Annotated in this window: 10 protein-coding genes; 2 read left to right on the forward strand and 8 right to left on the reverse strand. The window is 37.8% G+C overall.

The genetic code is table 11. The features are described from left to right. Positions 1-200: 200 nt before the first annotated feature. The 6 genes from NZ519_08580 to NZ519_08605 all read right to left on the reverse strand — a co-directional run bounded on the left by NZ519_08580 (position 201) and on the right by NZ519_08605 (position 5,963). Entirely contained in the window at positions 201-1,232 is a 1,032-nt protein-coding gene (locus tag NZ519_08580) for a 2-oxoacid:ferredoxin oxidoreductase subunit beta (protein ID MCS7028807.1), read from the reverse strand. Between the two features lie 31 nt (positions 1,233-1,263). Beyond that, positions 1,264-3,111 carry a 2-oxoacid:acceptor oxidoreductase subunit alpha gene (locus tag NZ519_08585; protein ID MCS7028808.1) on the reverse strand — a complete coding sequence of 616 codons (1,848 nt, stop codon included), beginning with the start codon at positions 3,109-3,111 and terminating at the stop codon, positions 1,264-1,266. 99 nt (positions 3,112-3,210) lie between these two features. Further along, positions 3,211-3,780, reverse strand: coding sequence for an elongation factor P (efp, locus tag NZ519_08590; GenBank protein MCS7028809.1), 570 nt, complete (start codon positions 3,778-3,780; stop codon positions 3,211-3,213). A 30-nt stretch (positions 3,781-3,810) separates the two neighbouring features. Next, positions 3,811-3,933, reverse strand: a complete 123-nt coding sequence (locus NZ519_08595) for a hypothetical protein (protein ID MCS7028810.1) — start codon at positions 3,931-3,933, stop codon at positions 3,811-3,813. A gap of 71 nt (positions 3,934-4,004) precedes the next feature. Then, positions 4,005-5,528: a GDSL-type esterase/lipase family protein gene (locus tag NZ519_08600; GenBank protein MCS7028811.1), complete on the reverse strand. Its 1,524-nt coding sequence runs from the start codon at positions 5,526-5,528 to the stop codon at positions 4,005-4,007. Between the two features lie 24 nt (positions 5,529-5,552). After that, entirely contained in the window at positions 5,553-5,963 is a 411-nt protein-coding gene (locus NZ519_08605) for a hypothetical protein (GenBank protein ID MCS7028812.1), read from the reverse strand. Positions 5,964-6,122: 159 nt separating this feature from the next. On the opposite strand from NZ519_08605, the gene NZ519_08610 reads away from it, so the two are divergent. Further along, complete coding sequence (locus NZ519_08610) at positions 6,123-6,629, forward strand: hypothetical protein (GenBank protein MCS7028813.1); 507 nt, start codon at positions 6,123-6,125, stop codon at positions 6,627-6,629. A 68-nt stretch (positions 6,630-6,697) separates the two neighbouring features. Here the strand turns inward: NZ519_08610 and secG are convergent, their stop codons facing one another. Together secG and NZ519_08620 are read right to left on the reverse strand one after the other, a co-directional pair. Then, the gene (gene secG / locus NZ519_08615) at positions 6,698-7,027 is read right to left on the reverse strand and encodes a preprotein translocase subunit SecG (GenBank protein MCS7028814.1); all 330 of its coding nucleotides are present in this window, start codon (positions 7,025-7,027) and stop codon (positions 6,698-6,700) included. Positions 7,028-7,086: 59 nt separating this feature from the next. Then, on the reverse strand, positions 7,087-9,288 hold the full coding sequence (locus NZ519_08620; protein MCS7028815.1) for an HDIG domain-containing protein: 2,202 nt from the start codon (positions 9,286-9,288) through the stop codon (positions 7,087-7,089). Here NZ519_08620 and ruvC point away from each other — a divergent pair. Then, entirely contained in the window at positions 9,287-9,838 is a 552-nt protein-coding gene (gene ruvC / locus NZ519_08625) for a crossover junction endodeoxyribonuclease RuvC (GenBank protein MCS7028816.1), read from the forward strand. The genes NZ519_08620 and ruvC overlap by 2 nt on opposite strands. Positions 9,839-9,926 lie beyond the last annotated feature (88 nt).

Below are 9,926 nucleotides of genomic sequence, written 5' to 3' on the forward strand. Positions count from 1 at the left end.
AAGCGCAGCGAAGTACCGAAGCGAAGCGCAGTGCGGAATGCCCCGACCCTTGCGTCAGCAAGGGGCACGCCCAAAAAGAAACTTAATCCATAAAATTTATTCCCTAACTCAAAAAAGACACAAAGTTTAGTCCCCGTGAAAATAAAAAAGTGAGGTCGGCACTACGCTAACCTCACTAAATATCTGCTAGAAGTGTTATTTTATGCAATTACCCAAGTATCCCCTGAATTGATAAGTTTAGTAATATCGCCCTTTCCTTTTTGTTCAATAGCATCCTGAATTTGCTGCTTCATTAAATCTTCGTAGCAAGGTCGGTTAGCGACATATAGCACACCAAAAGGACGAGGTAAATCGGTTTTATCAGGGTCCTCAAACATGCGTGTCAGGATATTAGCTTTAATTATGTCTGTTTCATCATGTATCCATAGGTCATTTACAGAAGCTTCGGACATATCTACCACTATGGGCTTAGTACCATCTAATTTGATACCTTTTTTGCCATTGTCAAAAAGCATGGGCTTGCCGTGTTCTACATAGATTCCTTTTTGGAATTTAGTTTCTTTTTCGGTAAAGACAAAGAAAGCGCCGTCATTAAAAATGTTGCAGTTTTGATAAATTTCTACAAACGAAGTGCCTCTATGATGCGCAGCTCGTTTGAGTACCATTTGTAAGTGTTTAGGGTCGCGGTCTAAAGAACGTGCTACAAAGGTTGCATCAGCGCCGAGGACTAAGGCACAAGGGTTGAAGGGGTGATCAATAGAACCCATAGGGGTAGATTTAGTAACTTTACCTTCTTCGGAAGTAGGGGAGTATTGTCCTTTAGTCAGACCATAAATTTGATTGTTAAACACTAAGAGTTGTACGTCAAAGTTTCGGCGAATGAGTTGTAAAGTGTGGTTTGTTCCGATAGAGAGTGCATCCCCATCACCCGAAATAATCCATACGGATAGGTCAGGGCGAATCATTTTCAAGCCTGCTGCTATAGCAGTAGCTCTGCCATGAATAGAATGTAAGCCATAAGCCTCCATGTAATAAGGAAAACGGCTTGAACATCCAATTCCCGAGATAAAGGCAAATTTTTCGCGCGGAATCCCTAATTCTGGTAAAACGGTTTGAACCTGCTTTAGGATAGAATAATCCCCACACCCGGGACACCAGCGCACTTCTTGATCTGAAGCGAAGTCTTTCGCTGTAAGTGTGGGTGTATGGTTCAATGTACTCACTTCTGCCATAGTACTTTTGTTGTTTAAAGGTTACACGTTGTTATTTACCTAATACTTCAAGAATTTTTGCTTTCATTTCAACAACATTGAAAGGTAGACCTTGAATTTTATTGAAAGGAATAGCATCTACAAGGAATTTATCTCTGACAATTTTTACTAATTGTCCGTTGTTTATTTCAGGTACAAGAACTTTTTTGTATCTTTTGAGTATGTCTCCAAGGTTTTTAGGGAAGGGGTTGAGATAGCGAAGATGAACTTGAGCTATGTTGTGTCCTTGATTATTCAGTTCACGTACAGCAGTGCGGATACAGCCAAAAGTAGACCCCCAGCCTAATACTACTAGTTCGCCACTTTCTGGACCTTGTTCTACTTCTTGTAAAGGAATAAAGTCGGCTACTTTATCTACTTTTGCTTGGCGCATTTTTACCATAAATTCGTGGTTTTCAGGGTCGTAGGATACATTACCTGTTTCATGTTGTTTTTCTAGTCCTCCGATGCGGTGTTCTAAACCTTTTGTGCCAGGTAAGACCCAAGGGCGAACGAATCTTTCATCACGTTTGTAGGGTAAGAGTTTACCGTTAGGGCTATTAGGTTCGGTTAAAAAGTTTGGTTTAATTTTCTTATATTTACTTAAATCAGGGATAAGCCAAGGTTCAGCGCCGTTAGCAATATAGCCATCAGAAAGAAGCATGACAGGCACCATGTGTTCAATAGCAATTCTAGAGGCTTCAATGGCTACATCGAAACAGTCGTTGGGTTGGCGAGTACAGATAACTACTACGGGACATTCTCCGTTTCTGCCATACATGGCTTGTAGTAGGTCTGCTTGTTCTGTTTTTGTAGGTAAACCTGTGGAAGGTCCTCCGCGTTGGATGTTGACAATTACAATCGGCAGTTCGAGCATAGTAGCTAAACCAATTGCTTCACCTTTGAGGGCTATACCAGGTCCAGAGCTAGTAGTAACAGCCAATGCGCCGCCGAAAGAAGCACCGATAGCCGCACATATTGCAGCGATTTCATCTTCGGCTTGAAAAGTATGCACATTAAAGGCTTTATGTTTAGAAAGTTCATGTAAAATATCAGATGCGGGCGTGATAGGGTAGCTTCCTAAGAATAAAGGTAAACCCGCTAATTCAGAAGCCGCAATAAAGCCATAAGCTAAGGCTTGATTGCCCATAATATTGCGGTATTTACCTTTCTCCATTGTAGGAGCTTGTTTTACATCATAACGAGTAGTAAAGAGTTCTGTGGTTTCGCCGTAGTCATATCCTGCACGTAGTAGACGTAAGTTTGCTTGTAAAATTTCGGGCTTTTTGGCAAATTTAGCTTCTAAGTTACGAATAGTAACATCTAAAGGTCTGTTATACAGCCACATTAAAAGCCCTAGCACAAACATGTTTTTAGAACGGTCTATATCTCTAGTAGATAGACCACTGTCCTGCAAGGCTGTCCGGGCAATTTTAGTGATATCAATTTTAATAACAGTGTATTTGTCTAGGCTTCCATCTTCTAATGGGTTTTTTTCCAATTTAGCCAGTCTTAAATTTTTCTCATCAAATCCGTCTGTGTTAGCAATAATAAGTCCACCTGTTTCTAAGTACCTTAGATTAGCTTTAAGCGCTGCGGCGTTCATTGCAACGAGAACGTTGCATATATCGCCAGGGGTATCTACTTCGGTAGAACCAAAATGGATCTGAAAGCCTGATACACCTGCCACAGTACCTTGCGGCGCGCGAATTTCAGCAGGATAGTCAGGGAAAGTACTTAAGTCGTTGCCAACTATTGCGGAAGCATTAGTAAATTCCGTTCCAGTGAGCTGCATTCCATCTCCTGAGTCTCCTGCAAAACGTATGGTTACTTCTTCTTTTAATACTATCGGTTTTGCCATTGTTGTTACTATTTAAGCAGTGAAATTACAATAAATTCCTAAAATATGAACAAAAATTTGAACAATTCGTTTAATAAATGAAGTTTATACAAACTTATTTTAATCTTTTACTCTCTCTATGTATGTGTCAGTACGAGTGTCAATTCTAATTTTTTCACCTTCATTGATGAACAAAGGCACGTTGATTTTAGCCCCTGTTTCTAAAATAGCAGGTTTCATAATGTTATTTACTGTGTCGCCTTTTACTGCGGGTTCGGCATAAGTAACTACAAGGTCTACAAAGTTAGGAACTTGGGCGGTTACGGGGGTTTCTCCTTCAAACTCTACAATTACGTCAAATCCTTCTTTGAGGTACTTAATTTTTTCGCCAAAGAGTCTTTCTGGAATGTAGTATTGTTCATACGTGCCCCCTTCTATATCCATACAGACAAGGCTGTCCCCATCTTTGTAGGAGTATTGTAGTTTTTTAGTTTCTAAATCTACCACATCAATGGTTTCGCCAGCCCGAAAACGATGTTCTAATATTCTTCCTGTACGGATAGAGCGCATTTTTACTTGGTAAAAGGCGCGTAAGTTCCCTGGGGTACGATGTTGGTATTCTTCTACCACACAGAGCTCTCCTTCAAAACGAATAACAATACCATTTCTCAAATCTGATGTAGTTGCCATAGTTTAAGTATGCTCAATGTTGCTGCAAAGTTACAACTTTATTGCTGACTTATAATAAATAATTTGATTTTTGGGCGTGCCCCTTGCTGACGCAAGGGTCGGGGCATTCCGCACATAGCCCGTAGCACGCCGACCTTGTGGGCAAAAGCCCACAAGGGCACGCCCAAATAATTAAAATCTAACTTTTGAATAATTATTGCAAAAATAAACCTCAATCCTGCTTTCTACTGTGGTAAAGTTTGAATTTCTTGGTATATGTTTTTCTGAATTTTCTCTACCTTTTGAGCAATAATACGCTTCTTAAAAGCCACATACTCATTCATCAAAGCTTGATACAATAAATCCGCTACTAAAGCACAACCTTTTTCAGTAAAATGAATAAAATCAGACATTGCTAAAGGTGGATTTTGGTTAGCCCACTGAAAAATACTTCCTTTACCTCCCATTACTTCAAACAGGTTCCAAAAAGCAACTCCAGCCCTTTGACAAGCCCGATGCTGTGCCTCTACTGCTAATTTTATCCCCTCATAGGTTTGATACCTGTCTTCTACTTTGTGTGCCATGTCCGATACACCTATCATCAAAATGCTTGCCCCAGGATTGGCTTGCTTGATAAGCATAATCATTTGATAAAAGAAATTCTCAAAATGCATAGCCGATTCAGGTCCCACTACATACGGAACTCCATTGGCGCCATATTGAAGAATAATTAACTTTGTGTTGAGCGCTTTGTACTGCATGCTAAGATGAGCAGGATTTATTTTGAAAATTCCTTGCCCACCGTGTCCGCGTAAAGCAAAGTTGTCTACTTGAACACCTACCGTGTCATCTAAGCATATTCCGTAAATATCAGGACTTTTGGTTGCTTTGAAATCGTATCTTATTGTCGGTGTTCCTGATGCAAAAGAGTGTGCAACCATTCCAAACTCTTGCTGAACGGGAAGTTGAGTTTTATACACACTATCACCAATAGTAACCTTCAAATCGCAAGGTGCTTCAACATTGCCCCATAGTAAAGTGGCACGGTTGTACTTTCCAAATTTATTGCTTGAAACAGCAATGTATGCTTTTTTTACACTGCTGTCGTTTGTTTTTGGGCTTGAAAAACGAAACACTAGCCCCCCATACCCATAACGATTGTTGATATATGTATCATGAAACATAGTATAACGTATCCAATTTTCAGACGCTTGTCGATTGTATGAGGGCGGTGTATAAATGTCCTTAATTGGAATAAATCCAGGTCCTCCTCCCCCAAACTGTGCATGAAATTTTTTTCGCAAGTACAAGCTGATTCTGTCCCCTTCTATTTGTGAATCGCCGTAATGAACAATTCGTACCAACTTTTTACTTTGACCCGTTTCTATATCATACAGGGATTGAAAAAAGTTATCCAAAGCAAAAATGCTATCTTTGCTATAATTGTATATTTTTATTTGCTCTGCTTCTTCGGAAGTATCTACTTCAATTTTCTGGATTTGCTGATGCAAACTATCGGCTTCTTTTCTTTTTTTGACCAACTCTTGCAGTTTTTCTAACTCTCGTTTAGTCTTTTCAGATTCAGCTATGGCTTCATGGTCTGGAGTTCCCAATAATTTAGGTACACTTGAAAACTCTATTTTAAATTCTTTGTTATCTCTGATAGGAATGCATATTTTTTGAATTGCTTTGTGCCAATACGAAAGAAGAAAAATAATTGCTTGGAATAATACTAACCACAAAATAACTTTCGCAGGTACACTCCGCATAAATAACCGTAGCACAAATTTAGCCTATACTTTTTTTGTTGCACTTTGTATTTGTTGTAATTTCTGATTAAAACGAGCTTTGTCTATAATTTTTTGAGTTTGAGTTCCTTTGGCAATTAACCTTTCTCCTACCTTTACTTCCACAGAGCAAAATACAGTGTTCCCTTCTACATACTCTAATGTAGCCGTGTGCAGGGCAACTTCACCTAACAGACAAGGTGAAATATGTTCTATACTGAGCTGCGTACCTATGCCTTCTTCACCGTTTTCTAACATTTCTAGTACAAATAAACGACATACCCACTCCATATCTTGGGCAATTGCAAAAGTGGAATACAAAGGATGTACTACACCTGTATCAAATTTTGCAATATGAGCTTCGGTTACATGTCGTTCAAAATACTTTTTATCGCCTTTTTGAAAAGGATTTTTCATATTATTCTGAAAAGCAAAATTATCAAGGTTTGTGAACAAAAAATACTTTACTTGCCAATAAACGAAATTATGGTACTGTTTAGATTGATTTTGAATACGTTAGTAGTTCTATGACTAATTCAAGTGTTTTTGACTAAATTGCTGTAAATTTAGATGAATATGCGATGGATAATGATTGTAATTTTACTTTGTTCAAAACTATCTTGCCAAGAACCCTACAAACGTATAGGTGCAGATTTGACTCTGAAACATCACCCTATTTTAGCTAGCTATCGTAATGGTAATTTTAAAATAGAACTTCACGATAGCGATATACTACTACAACGCAAATTTTGGGGAAGAAGGTATGAAGAGCTATACATTCTATCGCATCAAAAAACTCAATACACTGTGGATAGTCTTATTTTGTTTGAGGTAGATAATGGTCAAAGTTTCAAAAGAATAGTATTTCCTCGCACGCCTTCTGCGTTGACGCCTTTAATGAATGCTTATTACGATAAAAACACTCCACGAGTATATGCAAACACTACCGTAGAACGATTGAATTACCTAAAACTTAATTACGCACAAAAAACTTGGGTTACAGAATTAGATACAAATCTATGCCCTGATTCATGGAAAAAAACACTGCTTGGATACAAACTATTTATAGACAAACGCAGTTAAAGAAACTTGTTCTCTACAAATTCTGACAAACTACGGTTATTAGCCCTTTGAACAACAAAGCGCGGGCTTTATTTTTTATTGTTAGTATTAGAAGTGTTATTATTAGCAGGTGTGGTGGTAGTAGTAGCAGCTTTACCGATTTTAGACTTGTAAGTAGGTTTTCCCTTACTTGAAAGAAGAACAAGGTTCGCGGCTATGCATAAGACCAAAAAAGCTGCTATAAGCGTCCATGAAGCTTTTTCTAGAAAGTCCACTGTTTTGCGTACTCCGATTATTTGTGCCGCAGTAGCAGAACCAAAAGAACCTGTTAATCCTCCCCCTTTACTGCTTTGCATTAAAACTACAAGTATTAAAAGTACAGCAATAATCATTATCAATATAGCTAAAAACTGAAACATAACCCAATTGAATTGTGCTGCAAAACTAAGAACTTATTCTCAAACTTGGTAGGAATTTTTTATTTTTCTTCTTGAACCTCAAAAGTAGGATATTTGTCGCGTACGTGCAGAATGTTCAAAAGCATATCTATAAACACTTTACGTATCGTTTCTAATTCTGCGTAGGTCAAGTTACTTTCTATCAATTGGTTTTCTTTAAGTTTGTTTTTGATAATTCTATTGACTAATTCGGTTACTTCTTCTTTGGTAGGATTTTCCAAGCTTCGGGAAGAAGCTTCAATAGAATCGGATAGCATCACGATGACCATTTCTTTGGTAGTGGGCAGAGGTCCAGAGTATCTAAATAAGCTTTCATTTGCACACACTCCATTGTTCTGTTCTAAATATTTTTGATAAAAAGCTTCCACGCGCGTAGTGCCGTGATGCGTATATACAAAATCTCTAATCTCTTTTGGAAAACGATGCTCCCTTAAAATAGTTGCTCCATCTGCAACATGCTTGATGATAATGTTGGCACTCTCTTCGGGACTTAAATATTTGTGAGGATTTTCGCCTTGCTTTTGATTTTCAGTAAAGTACTTTGGGTTTTTAATTTTACCTATATCGTGATACAATGAACCTACACGTGCCAGCAAACTATCTGCACCAATTTCATCTGAAGCAGCTTCTGCTAAATTTGCTACCTGCATAGAATGTTGAAACGTTCCTGGTGCTTTTAAGGCTAATAACTTCAAAAGAGGATGATTAGTATCTGAAAGCTCTAAAAGTTTGATATCTGAAACAAAACCGAATATCTTTTCAATAGCCCAAATGATAGGATAAGCCAATAATGTCAAAAAAGAGTTTAATGTGATATTGAGAAGTATAGGTCTGATATTTGTTTTCAAATCTCCCCCTGTGATAAGCAAAAAAGCAAAGTAGCACAAAATATATGTAATAAAAATGTAAATGCTTGTCTTAAAGAACTGTGAGCGAGATTTTACGTTAACAATCCCTAATGCAGCAAAAGACCCTGCTACAAACTGAACTAACAAAAATTCATACTCTTGAATTATTACTCCTAAGGTCGCAGTGTAAGTAGCATTGCACACAAAAGAAAGCTTGGAGTCATAAAAAGTAGTAATCACAATTGGAATGATACACAAAGGTACAACATAATACGTAAAAGGACTATGCTGTCGGATATAAGGTTCGTATGCATCAAAAACAGACAAAGTAACCAAAGCGGAAGTAAAAGCAATAAATAAAAAAAGCAGTTTGTCTGTCCTTTCTAAAACTTCTTTGTTGAAAAAAAACAAGTAAATATAAATTACCAATACTCCTGTAGCAACCAAAATAAACTGACCAATAATCACTGCAAAAAAGTTTTTAGCTAATCTTTGTCTTTTTAATTCCTCTTGAAAAGATTTGAGCATCACATACTTTTCATGAGTAATCAGCTCGCCTCTTTTGATAATAGCTTGACCTTGTCTAACCTTATGACTAACAATAGAAATTTCACTTAACACAGAGGCTTTTTCTTTTTCGTATATTAAGCTATTGTAAAGGTAGTTAGGCACTATCAAAACATCTAAAATCTTGAATATTGCGCTTTGAGTATGAGCATGCAATTTCTTGGCTTCAAGCGCAATATGTTTTTTGAGCCATTCTGCTTTCTCATTTCTATCTATGGCATACTGTAAATGTATAATCTCTTCGTATTTGTCTTTTTCTCTCAAAATAATCTCCGATTGCAGGATATCCGACTTATCTTGGTCTATAAATATCAAATTCTTGCGGTACTCCTGAATAATCTTGTCTATAACAGCGATAAAATCTTTTTCTTTTGTGCAGTACTCGTATTCTGCATTAGTTAGGTTGATGCCGTAGTTAGGTAAAGCAGAAAGGTTAGGATAACTTCTTTTTATCTGTTCCCATAATTCTATTTTTTCTAACATAGTTGTGGAGTCATGGTCAAAAGTTTTTAGAATTTGTTTTTCAAACTTTTGTCTTTGAGTTTCTAACTCTTTGGGGTCTTTTTCCACAGCAAAATCAAAAGGAGCGATAATGTCTTTACTTTTCCAGTGCTGACCTTCTTGAAAAGATAAGTCCCATACGTTCTTACGAGGCATAAATGCCACTGTAACAATTACAGTCCCTATCAGTATAGACCATCGGTAAAAAGTCCGTTGATCTTCTATTCTTTTCCTCAGTTTACCAACCCAACCTTTCTCTTTCATAACTCTAAAATACAAAGCTTTTGTATCTTTGTAAAAAATCATGGCAAAAACGATTATGGGTATAGACCCAGGCACGCAGGTTATGGGCTATGGGGTGATTGAGGTTGAAGGTAATCAAACGATGCGGCTATTAGTATATGGTGCTATTCGTTTTAACAAAGCTGAATCGCACATACAACGGTTACAAAAAATTTATCAGAGAGTATCCCAGCTGTTGCAGGAATATAAACCTAACGAATTTGCAATAGAGTCGCCTTTTTATGGCAAAAACATACAAGCACTGCTAAATTTAGGCAGAGGGCAGGGCGTAGCAATTGCTGCGGCTTTGAATCACGGCTTGACAAACATTTACGAATACGCGCCACGCAAAGTAAAGCAATCCGTAACAGGTAACGGTAATGCAAGTAAAGAACAGGTCTTGAAAATGCTTTGCTCTATGTTAGAGAAAATAGAAACGCCTGAATACTTAGATGCATCCGATGCCATAGCTGTTGCGGTCTGTCATTTTTTTAATCAAAAGAGAGTTACTTCGGCTAAGTCTTATTCTTCGTGGCATAGCTTCATTGCTCAAAATCCAGAGCGAGTAAAATAATTGTTTTTTTCTTTTGGGCGTGCCCCTTGCTGCGCAAGGGTCGGGGCATTCCGCACTACGCTTCGCTTCGGTACTTCGCTAACGCTTC

The sequence above is a fragment of the Bacteroidia bacterium genome (assembly GCA_025056095.1).
GTDB lineage: Bacteria > Bacteroidota > Bacteroidia > JANWVE01 > JANWVE01 > JANWVE01.

Bases quoted from the DNA above. Each gene is read 5' to 3' on its own strand.
- NZ519_08580 (MCS7028807.1), bottom strand. From the start codon at position 1,232: ATGGCAGAAGTGAGTACATTGAACCATACACCCACACTTACAGCGAAA.
- NZ519_08585 (MCS7028808.1), bottom strand. From the start codon at position 3,111: ATGGCAAAACCGATAGTATTAAAAGAAGAAGTAACCATACGTTTTGCA.
- efp (MCS7028809.1), bottom strand. From the start codon at position 3,780: ATGGCAACTACATCAGATTTGAGAAATGGTATTGTTATTCGTTTTGAA.
- NZ519_08600 (MCS7028811.1), bottom strand. From the start codon at position 5,528: ATGCGGAGTGTACCTGCGAAAGTTATTTTGTGGTTAGTATTATTCCAA.
- NZ519_08605 (MCS7028812.1), bottom strand. From the start codon at position 5,963: ATGAAAAATCCTTTTCAAAAAGGCGATAAAAAGTATTTTGAACGACAT.
- NZ519_08610 (MCS7028813.1), top strand. From the start codon at position 6,123: ATGCGATGGATAATGATTGTAATTTTACTTTGTTCAAAACTATCTTGC.
- secG (MCS7028814.1), bottom strand. From the start codon at position 7,027: ATGTTTCAGTTTTTAGCTATATTGATAATGATTATTGCTGTACTTTTA.
- ruvC (MCS7028816.1), top strand. From the start codon at position 9,287: ATGGCAAAAACGATTATGGGTATAGACCCAGGCACGCAGGTTATGGGC.
- NZ519_08620 (MCS7028815.1), bottom strand. From the start codon at position 9,288: ATGATTTTTTACAAAGATACAAAAGCTTTGTATTTTAGAGTTATGAAA.